Source organism: Nonomuraea sp. NPDC049486, assembly GCF_040676925.1.
In the GTDB taxonomy this organism is placed as follows: Bacteria; Actinomycetota; Actinomycetes; order Streptosporangiales; family Streptosporangiaceae; genus Nonomuraea; species Nonomuraea ferruginea.
This window is the reverse complement of sequence record NZ_JBFAPV010000014.1, coordinates 98,120-112,846: the sequence shown is the minus strand read 5'-3', so window position 1 is coordinate 112,846 and position 14,727 is coordinate 98,120. Positions and strand designations below refer to the sequence as shown.

At 72.4% G+C, this 14,727-nt stretch carries 12 protein-coding genes; 8 read left to right on the top strand and 4 right to left on the bottom strand.

Features of this window, described 5'->3' with window-relative positions; translation table 11 throughout:
* Positions 1-17: 17 nt before the first annotated feature.
* Positions 18-1,406: a class II fumarate hydratase gene (locus AB0K05_RS33845; protein ID WP_219544038.1), complete on the top strand. Its 1,389-nt coding sequence runs from the start codon at positions 18-20 to the stop codon at positions 1,404-1,406.
* On the opposite strand, the gene trpD is transcribed toward AB0K05_RS33845, so the two are convergent.
* On the bottom strand, positions 1,403-2,455 hold the full coding sequence (gene trpD, locus AB0K05_RS33840) for an anthranilate phosphoribosyltransferase (RefSeq protein ID WP_364234640.1): 1,053 nt from the start codon (positions 2,453-2,455) through the stop codon (positions 1,403-1,405). The two genes, AB0K05_RS33845 and trpD, sit on opposite strands and share 4 nt — an antisense overlap.
* A gap of 244 nt (positions 2,456-2,699) precedes the next feature.
* Between trpD and AB0K05_RS33835 the strand changes: the two genes are divergently transcribed.
* Genes AB0K05_RS33835 through AB0K05_RS33820 form a run of 4 tightly spaced genes read left to right on the top strand, consistent with a single transcriptional unit; the run spans position 2,700 to position 7,643 of the window.
* Positions 2,700-3,452, top strand: coding sequence for a 3-hydroxybutyrate dehydrogenase (locus AB0K05_RS33835; protein WP_219544040.1), 753 nt, complete (start codon positions 2,700-2,702; stop codon positions 3,450-3,452).
* Between the two features lie 28 nt (positions 3,453-3,480).
* Positions 3,481-5,340: a helix-turn-helix domain-containing protein gene (locus AB0K05_RS33830; RefSeq protein ID WP_364234637.1), complete on the top strand. Its 1,860-nt coding sequence runs from the start codon at positions 3,481-3,483 to the stop codon at positions 5,338-5,340.
* 30 nt (positions 5,341-5,370) lie between these two features.
* Complete coding sequence (locus AB0K05_RS33825; RefSeq protein ID WP_271275812.1) at positions 5,371-6,645, top strand: MFS transporter; 1,275 nt, start codon at positions 5,371-5,373, stop codon at positions 6,643-6,645.
* Positions 6,642-7,643, top strand: coding sequence for an alpha/beta hydrolase (locus AB0K05_RS33820; RefSeq protein WP_271275811.1), 1,002 nt, complete (start codon positions 6,642-6,644; stop codon positions 7,641-7,643). Before AB0K05_RS33825 ends, AB0K05_RS33820 begins: the two co-directional genes overlap by 4 nt.
* 6 nt (positions 7,644-7,649) lie before the next feature.
* Here the strand turns inward: AB0K05_RS33820 and AB0K05_RS33815 are convergent, their stop codons facing one another.
* Both AB0K05_RS33815 and AB0K05_RS33810 read right to left on the bottom strand, forming a co-directional pair.
* Entirely contained in the window at positions 7,650-9,647 is a 1,998-nt protein-coding gene (locus AB0K05_RS33815) for a glycosyltransferase (protein ID WP_148029175.1), read from the bottom strand.
* Between the two features lie 70 nt (positions 9,648-9,717).
* Complete coding sequence (locus AB0K05_RS33810) at positions 9,718-10,410, bottom strand: transglycosylase SLT domain-containing protein (RefSeq protein ID WP_246639506.1); 693 nt, start codon at positions 10,408-10,410, stop codon at positions 9,718-9,720.
* A gap of 283 nt (positions 10,411-10,693) precedes the next feature.
* Between AB0K05_RS33810 and AB0K05_RS33805 the strand changes: the two genes are divergently transcribed.
* From AB0K05_RS33805 to AB0K05_RS33795, 3 genes are read left to right on the top strand one after another with little or no spacing between them, the layout of a single operon-like run.
* Complete coding sequence (locus AB0K05_RS33805; protein WP_148029174.1) at positions 10,694-11,368, top strand: response regulator transcription factor; 675 nt, start codon at positions 10,694-10,696, stop codon at positions 11,366-11,368.
* A 7-nt stretch (positions 11,369-11,375) separates the two neighbouring features.
* Positions 11,376-12,788, top strand: a complete 1,413-nt coding sequence (locus tag AB0K05_RS33800) for a HAMP domain-containing sensor histidine kinase (RefSeq protein WP_148029173.1) — start codon at positions 11,376-11,378, stop codon at positions 12,786-12,788.
* A complete protein-coding gene (locus tag AB0K05_RS33795) occupies positions 12,785-13,294 on the top strand; it encodes a hypothetical protein (protein WP_148029172.1) in 510 nt (169 codons plus the stop codon). Before AB0K05_RS33800 ends, AB0K05_RS33795 begins: the two co-directional genes overlap by 4 nt.
* Positions 13,295-13,307: 13 nt before the next feature.
* Here AB0K05_RS33795 and AB0K05_RS33790 read toward each other — a convergent pair whose 3' ends face one another.
* Positions 13,308-14,627: a PhoH family protein gene (locus tag AB0K05_RS33790; protein ID WP_261808298.1), complete on the bottom strand. Its 1,320-nt coding sequence runs from the start codon at positions 14,625-14,627 to the stop codon at positions 13,308-13,310.
* Positions 14,628-14,727 lie beyond the last annotated feature (100 nt).

Sequence of the window (14,727 nt, the reverse complement as noted above, 5' to 3'; positions counted from 1 at the left end):
GGGTAAGACTGGGAGGCATGACCGAGTATCGCGTTGAACACGACTCGATGGGCGAGGTGCACGTCCCCGTCAGCGCCAAGTGGCGCGCGCAGACCCAGCGGGCGGTGGAGAACTTCCCCGTTTCCGGCCGTGCCCTGGAGCCGTCCCACATCGCCGCCCTCGGCCTGATCAAGGCGGTGGCCGCCGAGGTCAACGGCGAGCTCGGGGTGATCGACAAGGATCTGGCCGAGGCGATCGCCCAGGCGGCCGCCGACGTGGCGGAGAACGAGCATGACGCCCACTTCCCCGTCGACGTCTTCCAGACCGGCTCCGGCACCTCCTCCAACATGAACGTCAACGAGGTCGTCGCGACGCTGGCCGAGGAGCGGCTGGGCCGTCCGGTCCACCCGAACGACCACGTCAACGCCTCGCAGTCGTCCAACGACGTGTTCCCGACGTCGATCCGCGTGGCGGCGGCGACGGAGGTCTCGTTCCACCTGCTGCCCTCGCTGGAGCATCTGGCGGTCGCGCTGCGGACCAAGGAGCTGCAGTTCGGCGACGTGGTGAAGGCCGGGCGGACCCACCTGATGGACGCCACGCCGGTGACGCTGGGCCAGGAGTTCGGCGGCTACGCCACCCAGATCGAGCACGGCGTGGTCCGGGTGCGGCGGGCTCTCGGCCACGTGCTGGAGCTCCCGCTGGGCGGCACCGCGGTCGGCACCGGCATCAACACCCCGCCGGGCTTCGCCGAGAAGGCGATCGCCAAGCTCCGCGAGGCCACGGGCATCGACTTCCGCGAGGCGGCCGACCGCTTCGAGGCCCAGAGCACGCAGGACTCCATCGTGGAGCTGTCGGGCCAGCTCAAGGTCGTGGCCGTCTCGCTCAACAAGATCGCCAACGACCTGCGGTGGATGGGCTCCGGCCCCCGCGCGGGCCTCGGCGAGATCAACCTGCCCGACCTGCAGCCGGGCTCGTCCATCATGCCGGGCAAGGTCAACCCCGTCATCCCCGAGGCCACGGCCATGGTCGCCGCCCAGGTCATCGGCAACGACGCCGCCATCACCTTCGCGGGCGCCTCCGGCTCCTTCGAGCTGAACGTCCAGCTCCCGGTCATCGCCCGCAACATCCTGGAGTCCGTGCGCCTGCTGGCCGGCATCTCCCGCCTGCTGGCCGACCGCTGCGTGGCCGGCATCACGGCCAACGTCGACCGCATGCGCGAGTACGCCGAGTCCTCCCCGTCGATCGTCACCCCGCTCAACCGGTACGTCGGTTACGAGGAAGCCGCCAAGATCGCCAAGCAGGCCCTCGCGGAGCGCAGGACGATCCGCGAGGTGGTCATCGAGCGCGGTCACGTCGCTGACGGCACCCTGACGGAAGCCCAGCTGGACGCCGCCCTCGACGTGCTGTCGATGACCCGCCCGTCCTAACGGGCGGTCTGCCGCTGGGTGGCGGCGGCCCACCGTTCGAGGAGGTCGGTGGCGGCTCCGCTGTCGACCGCCGTCCTGGCTCGCTCGTACGCCTTCTCCAGCGCGGGCGTGAGGTCGTCGGCGCCCGGCGCGCCCTCGGCGGCGACCAGGGCGGCGGCGGCGTTCAGCAGCACGATGTCGCGGACGGGCCCGCGCACGCCCGACAGCGTGTCGCGGGCCACCTCGGCGTTGCGGGCCGGCGGGCCGCCGCGCAGGTCGCCGGGATCGCAGCGCGGGATGCCGAGGTCGGCGGGGTCGAAGCGGGTGCGGCTGACGGTGCCCTTGCGCACCACGTAGATGGTGGAGGGGCCGGAGGTGGTGAGCTCGTCCAGGCCGTCGTCGCCGCGGAAGACCAGGCTGGAGGCGCCGCGCTCGGCCAGCACGCCAGCGATGGTCTCGGCCATCGTGGGGTGGTAGACGCCGATGGCGGAGGCGGTGGGCAGGGCCGGGTTGGTGAGCGGGGCGAGGAAGTTGAAGACCGTGGGCACCCCCAGCTCGCGGCGCGGGCGTGAGGCGTGCTTGAGCGCGGGATGGAAGACGGGGGCGAAGCAGAACGTGATGCCCACCTCCTCCGCCACCTCCACGACGGCGGCCGGCGGCAGGTCGACGACGACGCCCAGCTCCTCCAGGACGTCGGCGGCGCCGGTGCTGGAGGAGGCGGCCCGGCCGCCGTGCTTGACCACCTTGGCCCCCGCGGCGGCGGCGACGACGGCGGCCATGGTGGAGACGTTGACCGTGTTGGCCCGGTCGCCGCCCGTGCCGACCAGGTCTACGGTCTCACCGGGGATCCTGATCGCGGACGTCCCGGCGAGCAGGCCGTCGGCCAGGCCGGAGAGCTCCGCGACGCTCTCGCCCTTGGCGCGCAGCGCGACGGCGAAGGCGGCGATCTGGGCGTCCGTGGCCCCGCCCGACATGATCTCCGACATGGCCCAGGAGGTCTGGGCCGAGCTGAGCGGCTCACCGTCGAGGAGCGTGGTGAGCAGTGCGGGCCAGGTGGTGGTGCCGGTCATGGATGACGCCCTTTCTCGTCTCGAATGCTCGACGGGGGGCGCCCCTTGCCGGGTGGCCGCCTCGTCGAGGCGGCCGGGGTGCGTACGCGCGCTGCAGGACCGCCTAGAGGGCGGGCCACCACAGCATCGGGTACGCGGTCATGAGCGCAAGAGTATCAGGCGAGCGCCCACACATAGGGCTGCACCGATCTATGTCGTGAGCACCCATGCCGTGGCCCGAGGGGCGACGCTTAGGGTCGGATCCATGGCGAAGGAGCTGACTGGGCGGACTGCGCTGGTGACGGGAGCCGGGAGCGGGATCGGCGCGGCGTGCGCCAGGCGGCTGGCCATCGACGGGGCGCGGGTGCTGGTCGTGGACCGGCTGGCCGAGCCGGCCGCCGAGGTCGCCGCGGAGGTCGGCGGCGTGGCGGTGGTGGCCGACCTGACGGACCCGGGGTTCGTCGCCGCGCTGCCGGACGAGCCGGTCGACATCGTGGTGAACAACGCCGGCTTCCAGCACGTGGCCGCGATCGAGGAGTTCCCGCCCGAGGTGTTCTCGGCGATACTCAAGGTGATGGTCGAGGCGCCGTTCCTGATCGCGCGGCGGGTGCTGCCGGGCATGTACGAGAGAGGGTGGGGACGTTTCGTCAACATCTCCTCGGTGCACGGATTGCGCGCTTCACCGTACAAGTCGGCTTACACGACGGCGAAGCACGCGCTGGAGGGGTTCTCCAAGACGCTGGCGCTCGAAGGGGCGCCGCACGGCGTGACCTCCACCTGCGTCTGCCCCGCGTACGTGCGCACCCCGCTGGTCGAGGGCCAGATCGCCGGCCAGGCCAGGGTCCACGGCGTCGGCCCCGACCAGGTCGTGGAGGAGATCATGCTGCGGCCCGCCGCGATCAAGCGGCTGATCGAGCCCGAGGAGGTGGCCGAGCTGGCCGCCTACCTCTGCGGGCCGGCCGGTTCGTTCATCACCGGGGTGTCCCTGCCGGTCGACGGCGGCTGGACGGCGCGGTAGTGCCCTCACGACGGCCGGGGCGGCGGCGATGACCAAGCGTTTCCTGGAGCTCCTCGCCAGGGAGGCGTCGGCGGTCGAGTTCGAGGGGCCGGTGATCGAGGCCAGGGCCGCGGGCGCCGATCCGGCCGCCGTCGAGGAGCTGGAGAGGGCCAAGGTCGAGGCGCTCAAGGTGCGGGCGCTGCTGCGGCGCAGGGCCAGGCGCGAGGCCGAGCTGTCGGCGCTGTACGACACGGCGGGCGACCTGTCGGCGCTGCGCGACCTGGACGCGGTGCTGGAGGCGATCGTGCACCGCGCCAGGCAGCTCCTGGCGACCGACACCGCCTACCTGACACTGCACGACCCGGCCCGCGGCGACACCTACATGCGGGTCACCGACGGCTCGATCTCGGCCAAGTTCCGATCGCTGCGGCTGGCCATGGGGTCGGGGCTGGGCGGGCTGGTGGCGCAGACCGCGGTCCCGTACGCGACCGCCGACTACTTCGCCGACGCCCGTTTCCGCCACAAGCACGACATCGACGAGGCCGTCACCGAGGAGGGCCTGGTCGCGATCCTGGGGGTGCCGCTGCGGCTGGGCCAGCGGGTGATCGGCGTGCTGTTCGCGGCCAACCGCAGCGCCCGGCCGTTCCACCAGGAGGAGGTCTCGCTGCTGGGCAGCCTGGCGGCGCACGCCGCGGTGGCGATCGACAACGCCCGGCTGCTGCAGGAGACCAGGAACGCGCTGGAGGAGCTGTCGCAGGCGCACCGCGTCGCCAGGGAGCACGCCGAGGCGGTGGAGCGGGCGGCGACGGCGCACGACCGGATGACCTCGCTGGTGCTGCGCGGCGGCGGCATCGAGGACGTGGCCGCCGTGGTGACGGACGTGCTCGGCGGCGAGCTGGCCGTGCTGGACGACCTGGGCAGGCCGCTCGCGGGCGACGCGGCCGGGCTCGACGCCGGCGTGTTCGAGGCGGCCCAGGCCTCGCGCGCGCTCGGCCGTACCGTGCGCAGGGGCGACCTGCGCATCGCGTCGGTGGACGTCGGCGGCGCGCCGCTCTGCACGCTGGTGCTGCGCAGCGACGACGCCGACGAGCGCATCCTGGAGCGGGCCGCGCTGGTGTGCGCGCTGCTGCTGCTGTTCCGCAGGAGCGTGGCGGAGGCCGAGGGGCGCGTACGGGGCGAGCTGCTGGACGACCTGATCTCCCGGCCCGGCTCGCCCGGCCTGCGCGACCGCGCCCTGCGGCTGGGCGTCGACCTGTCGGCGCCGCACGTCGTGGTCGTGGCCCGGCACGACGGGCAGCGTGAGCGGGCCGCGTTCTGGGCGTCGGCGGAGGCGGCGCTCCGGCACGGGCTGGCCGCGGGGCGCGGCGACGAGGTGGTGCTGCTGCTGCCCGGCACGGACGCGGGCCCGCTCGCCCGGCGCGTGGCCGCGGAGCTGAGCGTCTCGCTGCACGCCCCCGCGACGGCCGGCGCGGCCCGGGCCGGAGACGTCGCGGGCGCCTACCGCGAGGCGCGGCGCTGCGCGGACGCGCTGGTCGCGCTCGGCCGGGCGGGCGACGGCGCGAGCACCGCCGAGCTGGGGTTCGTCGGGCTGCTCATCGGCGAGGGCCGCGACGTGCCCGGCTTCGTCACGTCCGCGCTCGGCCCGGTGATCGAGTACGACACGCGCCGCGGCACCGCGCTGGCCGCCACGCTCGCGGCGTACTTCGCCGCCGGAGGCTCCCCCTCGCGCACGGCCGAGACCATGCACATCCACGTGAACACCGTCACCCAGCGGCTGGACCGCATCGGCAAGCTGCTCGGCGACGGCTGGCAGGAGCCGGACCGGGCGCTGGAGATCCAGCTCGCCCTCCGCCTGCACCGGCTCGGCCACACAGGCACCGGCGACAGTGTGGGTTCTCAGCCCATATGAGTGACGCCGGTCACTCCCTAGCGTGACGGCATGGCCACCACATCCATCAAGAAGATCGTCGGCGCGAGTCTGATCGGCACCACCATCGAGTGGTACGACTTCTTCCTGTACGGCTCGGCAGCCGCACTCGTGTTCAACAAGCTGTTCTTCCCCGAGTCCGATCCGCTCACCGGGACGCTGCTGGCGTTCCTCACCTACGCCGTCGGCTTCGTCGCCCGCCCGCTCGGCGGGCTGGTGTTCGGCCACTACGGCGACCGGTTCGGCCGCAAGACGCTGCTCGTCGTCAGCCTGCTGATGATGGGCGGCGCGACGTTCCTCATGGGCCTCCTGCCCACGCACGCCGCGATCGGCGCGGCGGCGCCGCTGCTGCTCACGACGCTCCGCCTGGTGCAGGGCTTCGCGCTGGGCGGCGAGTGGGGCGGCGCGGTGCTGATCGTCTCCGAGCACGGGGACGCCAGGCGCCGCGGCTTCTGGGCGTCCTGGCCGCAGGCGGGCGCGCCCGGCGGCAACCTGCTGGCGACCGGCGTGCTGGCCGCGCTCGCCGCCTGGCAGCCGGAGGAGCAGTTCCTCGCCTGGGGCTGGCGGATCCCGTTCCTGCTGTCGGGCGTGCTGGTGCTGGTCGGGCTCTGGATCCGGCTGACGATCACCGAGTCGCCGGTCTTCCAGCGGGCCGAGCCGGAGAAGGCGCCGCCGATCGTCGGCGTGCTGCGGCACCACTCCAAGGACGTCGTCATCGCGATCGGCGCGCGGATGGCGGAGAACATCTCCTTCTACCTGCTCACCGTCTTCGTCATCACCTACGCGAAGAGCACCGGGGTGTCGAACTCGACCGTGCTCAACGCGGTGCTGCTCGCCTCGGCCATCCACTTCGTCACGATCCCGATGTGGGGCGCGCTGTCGGACCGGATCGGCCGCCGCCCGACCTACCTCGCCGGGGCGGCCGGCGTCGGGGTGTGGATCTTCGCGTTCTTCCCGCTGATCGACACCGGCAACTTCCTGGCGATCACGCTCGCGGTCACGGTGGGTCTGCTGTTCCACGGCATGATGTACGGCCCGCAGGCGGCCTTCTTCTCCGAGCTGTTCGGGACCAGGATGAGGTACACAGGAGTCTCGATCGGCGCCCAGCTGTCGGCGATCGTGGCCGGTGCGCTGGCGCCGGTGATCGCGGTGGCGCTGCTCCGCGACTTCGGCAGCAGCCTGCCGATCTCCATCTACCTGGCGGCCGCGGCGGTCATCACGCTGGTCGCGGTCTACGCCGCCAAGGAGACGCAGGGACGCGACCTGGCCGAGAGGATACGCGCGTGAAGGTCACCACGCCGAGGCTCACCCAGCACGTCAGGACCGTCGACGGCAGGACCGGCGAGCCGGTGCTGTTCGTGCACGGCAACGTCTCCTCCGGCGCGTTCTGGCGCGACACCATGGCCGCGCTGCCCGGCGGCTTCCGGCCGCTCGCGGTGGACCTGCGCGGGTTCGGCGAGACCGACTCCCTCCCGGTCGACGCCACCCGCGGCGCGCGCGACTTCTCCGACGACCTGGCCGAGCTGGTCGAGGCGCTGGACCTGGCCCCGGTGCACCTGGTGGGCTGGAGCATGGGCGGCGGCGTGGTGCTCAGCCTGCTGCGCGACCGCCCGGCCGCCGTCCGGAGCGTCACCCTGGTCAACCCGGTCTCGCCGTACGGGTTCGGCGGCACCGAGGGCGCCGGCGGCCGGCTCACCCACCCCGACGGCGCCGGCTCGGGGGCGGGCGGCGTGAACCCCGACTTCGTGGCCAGGCTGGCGGCGGGTGACCTGTCGGACGAGGCGATGACCTCGCCGCGCTCGGTCTTCCGCGCCACGTACGTCAAGAACCCGGTCCCCGATGAGGACTTCTACGTCCGCGCCATGCTCACCACCCGCACCGGCGAGGGCAACTACCCCGGCGACGCGGCCACCTCGGAAGCCTGGCCGCACGTCGCGCCCGGCAAGACGGGCGTGCTCAACGCGATGGCCCCGACCCGCTTCCGGCTGGACGACCTGCACGAGATCGACCCGAAGCCGCCGATCCTGTGGATCAGGGGCGCCGACGACCAGATCGTCTCCGACACCTCGATGTACGACCTCGCCCACCTGGGCGCGCTGGGCCTGGTGCCCGGCTCGCCCGGCACCCCGGCCCAGCCGATGGTCACGCAGACCAGGGCCGTCCTGGACCGCTACGGCCGTTACCGGGAGGCGGTGCTGGCCGACTGCGGCCACAGCCCGCATCTGGAGCACCCGGAGGCGTTCGTCCGCCTGCTGGCCGGACACCTGAGGGAGGCCCGATCCTGACCGCTCTCAGTCCCTGAGGTAGCGGTGCTTGCCCGCGCGCGCCAGCCGGATGAGCCGGCGCGCGCCGGGCAGGCGGCGGGCCAGCCGCAGCCAGGCGGTGTCGCGGGCCAGCGGGAAGCGCCGTTCCGGGGTGACGGCCGTGGCGGGCCGCACCACCGCCCTGCCGTGCCGCAGCTCCACCGCGAACCGCAGCCCGAGCTCCTCCTCGGCGCCGCGCAGCGACGCCAGCCAGACGCCGGGCCCCAGGTTGTCCCTGCCGGGCATCCGCCGCTTGATCGGCACCTTGGCCACAAGCTGGCCGGCCAGCCTGCCGGGCACGCCCGCCTCCACCAGCGCGGGAGCCGACAGCTCGCGCTCGCGCCGCCCGCCCGTGCGCAGCACCAGCTCCAGCGGCGGCCCGCCGCTCGGCGGCACGTACGGCACGGGCAGCACCACCCACAGATGCTCGCCGAGCAGCTTGACGTTCACGCCGGGCGAGACCAGCGCGATCGACTCGGTGAACGAGCGCGGCTCGACGGCCAGCCCCAGCTCCCCCGTGTCCGTCCAGCACGGCACCACCAGCCGCGTCCTGGGCCGCTGGGCGAGCACGCCGAGGCAGTTGAGCGGCCCGTCCGGCCGCCGCACCCGGCTCCTGGCCTGGTGGGCGCCGCCGAACATGCGCACGTGCACCTCCCACTGGCCGGGCCTGAGCGGCTCGCCGTGCGCGGCCGTCGTCACGTCCACCCTGGCCTCGCCGAGGATGCGCACGCGGGCGTGCCTGCGCCCGTCCTGGACCTTGTCCACCTGGTACGCGACGGGTAGGAAGTGCACGTCACCGGTCTCGGCGTGGCGCACGTACACCTCGATGCGGGCGCGCTCGACGGCGCCGGTGACGTCGGTGACGCTCTCCGGCAGCAGCCTGGCGTCGACGGCACGCGGCGGCTTCCAGAACAGCCGGTCGCCGTCCGTCAGGAACCGCTCGGGCCTGCCCTCGCCGCTCAGCACCTCCACGCTCAGCCCGAGCGCCAGCACGTGCGCGTCCCAGCGGACCTCGGTCAGGTCGGCGCGCAGCCCGGCCCGCCGCCCGGAGTTGGCCAGCAGGACGAGCTGGTCCAGCCGTCCGGCCCTGATGAGCGCGGCCACGGCCCTGAGCTGGACGGGCAGGTAGCGGTCGAGGCGCTCGGGGAAGCGCTCTTCGACGAGCTCCTGGACCATGCGGAAGTAGGCGCCCCGGTCGATCGAGGAACCGGCGAACGCGGTCGTCAGGAACGGCCGCAGCACCGCCGAGCGGAACCAGTACGCGTACATCCGGTCACGCTGGCGGCCCTCGCCCACGTACCCGTCGATGTCGCCGAGCAGGGACCGGAGCTCGCGCACGGCGGTGCGCGGCTCCTCGGCGGCGACCTCGCGCGCGCCCAGGTGGCAGCAGACCTGGTCGGCGAGCACCGCGATGATCTTGGCGCGCAGGTAGGCGCGGACCACGAACGCCTGCTCGGCGATGACCCCGCCGGGCACGGCGAAGCCGAGCTCGTGCTCCTCCAGGAAGGCGCGGCGGTAGAGCTTGTGCGGGGTGAGCAGGGTGAGCAGGCGGTCGCGGAGGATGTCGGCGCGGGGCTTGTTGCGGTCGAAGGCGGTCATGGGCGGCCCGCCGTCGCGCACCAGACGCCCCACGAGCACGTCGGCGTCGGCCTCCACGGCCCGCTCGTGCATGCGTTCCAGGCCGTCGCGCGCCAGCCGGTCCTGCTGGCCGAGCATGAAGACGTAGTCGCCCTTGGCGGCGGCCACGCCGACGTTCCGGCCGCGCATGGGGGAGCCCGTGTGCGGCAGGTGCAGCACGCGCACGTTCCTGCGGACCGCGGCGATGGTGTCGAGCCGCTCGGCTATCCCGTCCGTGGACCCGTCGTCCACGAAGATCACTTCGTACGCGTCCGCTGGGAGGGTCTGTTCCAGCGTCGACCGGATGCACGGATCGGCTGAGTCACCCGGATTGTGGACATTGACGATCACACTGACCTTCACACCCATGCGGCCAGCGTGCGGGGTCCTTCCCGGACGGGCGTGACGGCTTGCCGATTACAGGGGGAAAGATGCCTTGTTAATACCATCCCCTGGCCTGGGAGTGCCCCCAGGCTCCACAGGGAGTGCCGTAGCGGCCCTTGATGTAACCGAGACCCCACTTGATCTGGGTGGCGGGGTTGGTCTGCCAGTCGGCGCCGGCGCTGGCCATCTTGGTGCCGGGCAGCGACTGCGGGATGCCGTAGGCGCCGGAGTAGCGGTTCATCGCCCGCTCGTTCCAGCCGCTCTCCTTCTGCCAGAGGCTCTCCAGGCAGCCCCACTGGTCGGTGCCGAAGCCGAACGAGCCGAGCATCTCCTTGGCGACGGCCTTGTTGGAGCCGGGTGAGGGGGTGCTGCCGGGCGGGAAGTTGGCGGGCGGGAAGCCGTCGCCGCCGGGCGCCTTCTTCTTGATGATGATGGTGTCGAGCGGGTCGTTGCCCTGGCGCGACTGCTTCAGCCTGTCGGCCTTGTGCGCCTGCACGGCGGCGGCCTTGAGCTGGTCGGTCTTGGGGTCGGCGCCCGACAGGTCGCCGCTGGCGATGCGGGCGAACTCCTCCAGCGTGGGCCCCTCGACCGGTGGCCTGTTGGCGTTCTCGATGGCGCGGTGGACGACGAAACCGCCGCCGCCGAACACGACCACGGCGGACAGGCCGATGATCATCACCCGCTTGGGGCTCAGCCGCGAACGCTTGCGCGCCGCCCGGGCGGCCTGGCGCGTGGGACGTTCGCTCAAAGTCGGACCTGGACTCACGGTCCATGAGCTTGCCCTGACTTGGGGGGTGCTCCGCAACCGAATCGGTCAATTCGCTTGGCACTCCCTTGGCCAACCAGCAGGTAGGCCCGACTTTCTCCCCTGTGTGATTTTGGTCACACAGGGCGGCCTGCCCTCCGGGCACCCGATTCCGGAGGGAAGGCCGGTATTCAGGGTCGGTCAGCCAGTTGTTCATGGCATGCGCGGCACGTCACAGTTTAGTTACAGAACGCGGGCATACCCGACATAGCACAATAATGTGGCCGTGGCTGGCATTCTCCTCGTCGAAGACGATCCCTCGGTGCGCACGGCGCTCGAACTCGCGCTGTCCCGCCAAGGGCACTCCGTCACCTCGTACACCACAGGCGAGGAGGCTCTCGACCACATCAGGGCGCGCCGTCCCGAGATCGCCATCCTGGACGTCATGCTGCCCGGGATCGACGGCGTCGAGGTGTGCCGGCGCATCCGCAAACTCGACCAGCTCCCCGTGATCCTGCTCACCGCGCGCGGCGACGACCTGGACATCGTGGTCGGCCTGGAGGCGGGCGCCGACGACTACGTGGTCAAGCCGGTCGAGCCGCGCGTCCTGGACGCCCGCATCAGGGCCATCCTGCGCAGGGCCGAGTCCGCCGCCTCCGACCGCATCACCTTCGGCGACCTGGTCATCGACCGGGGCGCGCTCAAGGTGACGCTGGCCGGCAAGGAGATCCACCTGACGCCCACCGAGCTGCGCCTGCTGCTGGAGCTGGTGCGCCACCCCGGGCAGGTGCTCAACCGGCGCTACCTGCTGCGCTCGGTCTGGGACCACACGCACGTCGCCGACTCCCGGCTGGTCGACGCGTGCGTGCAGCGGGTCCGGGCCAAGATCGAGCCGAGGCCCGCCGAGCCGGTGTTCATCCACACCGTGCGCGGCTTCGGCTACCGGTTCAGCCCTCCGTGACCGGCTCGTGATCAGGTTCCCCACCGGGTTCCGCGCCCGGCTCGTCTTCACCTTCACCCTGGTCGCCATCACCGCCTCCGTCCTGGTGGCCACCATCGGGTTCGAGCTGGCCAAGTCCGCGCTGGTGAAGCGCGCCGAGGACACCGCCATCGACCTCGTGACCAGGGAGCTCAACCGGATAACGTTCCCCATCGGCAGGCTCAGGCAGGGCGAGGCCGCGCCCGGCATGAGCGAGCTGGCCGACCTCGCGGACGCGCTCGACGGGCCGGGGCGCAGCGTCGTCATCGAGTACGGCGACCTGCTCCACTCCGACGGCCCGATGACGCTGAACGACGTGCCCAACGAGCTGCACGGCCGGGCCAAGCGGTTCGTCGTCACCCAGCGCAAGGTGGTGCGCAACGAGCTGTGGCTCATCGTCGGCTCCGCCGTCTACCGCGACAACGGCCAGGAGCCCGAGGCCACCGGCCTGCGCGCGTTCGTCTTCTTCCCGATGCGCGACGAGCAGAGCCAGCTCGTCACCCTGCGCACCACGATGGCCCAGGGCGGCGGGGCCATCGTGCTCATCGCCCTGGTGGTGGCGCTGGCGTCGGCGCGGCAGGTGCTGCGGCCCGTCGGGCGGCTCAGCGCGGCCGCGCAGGCGCTCGGCCAGGGCCGCCTGGACACCCGCCTGCCCGTGCACGGCCAGGACGAGCTGGCCGAGCTGACCGCCCGGTTCAACGACGCCGCCGCCGCGCTGGAGCTCAGCGTGTCGGAGCTGCGCTCGCTGGAGGCCATGTCGCGCCGGTTCGTCGCCGACGTCTCGCACGAGCTGCGCACCCCGCTCACCGCGATGACCGCCGTGGCCGACATGCTGTACGAGGAGGCGAACCGGCTGCCCGACGCCCCGGCGGAGGCCGTACGGCTGGTGCTGCACGAGATCGAGCGCCTGCGCGAGCTGGTCGAGCACCTCATCGAGGTGAGCCGGTTCGACGCCGGCACCGCGACGCTCAGCCTGGAGCCGGTGAACGTGGCCGACACGATCCAGGACTGCCTGGAGGTGCGCGGCTGGACCGAGCAGGTGCGGGTCAACGCCTCCCGCAGCCTCGTCGTCAACCTGGACCCGAGCAGGTTCGACGTCATCGTGGCCAACCTGGTCGGCAACGCGCTCAAGCACGGCGCCCCGCCGGTGCTGGTCAACGCCAGGGGCACGGAGAACGGCCTGGAGGTGAAGGTGCGCGACCACGGCAAGGGCATCCCTCCCGAGGCGATGCCGCACGTCTTCGACCGCTTCTTCAAGGCGGGCGCGGGCCGCAGCCGCAGCCAGGGCAGCGGCCTGGGCCTGTCCATCGCGCGCGCCAACGTGCACCTGCACGGCGGCACGATCTCCGTACGCGCGCAGAACCCCGGCACCCTGTTCACGGTCTGGCTCCCGCACGCATGAGGGCGGCACGCGAGCTCCTGGGCGCGGCGGCGCTGGTGGTCGGCGTCGCCGCCTGCGGCATCCCGCCCACCGACGTGATCGAGCGGGCCGCGGCGCCCGTCATAGAGGTCCCGCCCCCGTCCAAGACCATCTACCTGCTCAAGGACGGCGAGCTGACCATGGAGCCGGCCGACGTGAGCTCGGCCTCGGTGGAGAGCCTCCTGCGCGCGCTGTTCGCCGCCTCCACCCAGCCGCTGGGCAAGCTGGACACCGCCCTGCACGGGTTCGTCTTCGACGGCATCGAGGACTCGCTCAACCCCATCCAGCGCGACGAGGTCAAGCTGCCCAGGACCTCCACCCTGACCGTGTACGTGAGAGGCGACGGCACGCTGAGCAAGACGGCGATGGCCCAGATCGTCTGCACGGCCCAGCAGGACACGGCCATCGAGGGCGTGAAGATCGTGCAGAAGTTCGGAGACCGCCCTCCGGTGACGGAGAGCGGTCTCACGTGCGGCGAGCTCCGGTGAGCCCGCCGGACGACTAGATGGTGATGTCCTCCAGCATCTCCGTCACCAGCGCCGCGATCGGCGAGCGCTCCGACCTGGTCAGCGTGACGTGCGCGAACAGCGGGTGGCCCTTGAGCTTCTCCACCACCGCCACCACGCCGTCGTGCCGCCCGACGCGCAGGTTGTCGCGCTGGGCGATGTCGTGCGTGAGCACCACGCGGGAGTTGGCGCCGATGCGGCTGAGCACGGTCAGCAGCACCCCGCGCTCCAGCGACTGGGCCTCGTCCACGATCACGAAAGCGTCGTGCAGCGACCGCCCGCGGATGTGCGTGAGCGGCAGCACCTCCAGCATGCCGCGGTCGAGCACCTCCTCGATCACCTCGGGCGAGGTGACGGCGCTCAGCGTGTCGAAGACCGCCTGCGCCCAGGGGCCCATCTTCTCGCCCTCGGTGCCCGGCAGGTAGCCCAGCTCCTGGCCGCCGACCGCGTACAGCGGGCGGAAGACGACCACCTTGCGGTGCTGGCGGCGCTCCAGGACGGCCTCCAGGCCCGCGCAGAGGGCGAGCGCCGACTTGCCGGTGCCGGCCCGGCCGCCGAGCGACACGATGCCGATCTCCGGGTCCATCAGCAGCTCCAGCGCGATGCGCTGCTCGGCGGAGCGGCCGTGCAGGCCGAACACCTCGCGGTCGCCGCGCACCAGCCGCACCGACTTGTCGGGCTGGACCCGGCCGAGCGCCGAGCCGTTGGCCGACAGCAGCCGCAGGCCGGTGTGGGTCGGCAGTTCTCTGGCCTCCTCAAGGTCGGCGGTGCCGGAGTCGAAGAGCGACTCGACGTCCTCCGCCGTCACCTGCATCTCTGCCATCCCCGTCCAGCCGGACTCGATGACCAGCCCGGCGCGGTACTCCTCGGCCGCCAGGCCGATCGAGGCCGCCTTGACCCGCATGGGCAGGTCCTTGGAGACGAGCACGACGTCCTGGCCCTCGGCGGCCAGCGAGCGGGCCACGGTGAGGATGCGGGTGTCGTTGTCGCCCAGGCGGAAGCCGACGGGCAGGATGGACGGATCGCTGTGGTTGAGCTCGACCCTGATCGTGCCTTCCCCTGTGGGCATCGGCTCGTCCAGCCGGCCGTGCTCGACCCGCAGCTCATCCAGGTAACGCAAGGCCTTTCTCGCGAAGTAGCCCAGCTCCGGGTGATGCCGCTTCCCCTCAAGCTCCGTGATGACGACGATCGGCAGGACGACATCGTGCTCCGCGAAGCGGGTCATCGCCGCCGGGTCGGCCAGCAGGACCGAGGTGTCCAGCACGTAGGTGCGCTTGGCGGGACTGGTCGTAGGGTTGCTCGAGGACACTGCCACACGTTCTCCCCCGGGCGCCCGTGCGGACGGGCACCCTGCAGACGAGGCGGGATTCGGACCGGACCCGTGCCCCCGACCGCGACGTGCCGCCGGCGCCGGA